General features: G+C 44.1%; 1 rRNA gene. It reads right to left on the bottom strand.

Annotation, left to right across the window (positions count from 1 at the left end):
- Nucleotides 1–336: ribosomal RNA gene (locus tag A3712_RS24085) — 23S ribosomal RNA — on the bottom strand; the annotation flags it as partial.
- Between the last annotated feature and the right edge of the window lie 115 nt (nt 337–451).

Raw genomic sequence — 451 nt, 5'->3', positions numbered from 1 at the left:
CGACTACGGGGCTATCACCCTTTATTGCGGCACTTTCCAGAGCCTTCGTCTGTCTCATTAAAAGCTTAAGGGCTAATCCAATTTCGCTCGCCGCTACTTTCGGAATCTCGGTTGATTTCTCTTCCTCGGGGTACTTAGATGTTTCAGTTCCCCCGGTTTGCCTCTTGCTGCTATGTATTCACAACAAGATACTTACTTATGTAAGTGGGTTTCCCCATTCGGAAATCCCAGACTCAAATGACTTTTACTGTCTAATCTGGGCTTATCGCAAGTTAATACGTCCTTCATCGCCTCTGACTGCCAAGGCATCCACCGTGTACGCTTAGTCACTTAACCATACAAACCGAAAGGGTCTTAGTGTATGGCAACTAACCAAGGTTTTTGTTTGTAATAGGAAGGGTTCGTTCTTATTATGTGATTGCCGGACTCAATGTGATTCAAATTAGATTTG

The organism is Vibrio sp. HI00D65, from assembly GCF_001635455.1.
Lineage (GTDB): Bacteria > Pseudomonadota > Gammaproteobacteria > Enterobacterales > Vibrionaceae > Vibrio.
This window is presented reverse-complemented; position numbering and strand designations above follow the sequence as displayed.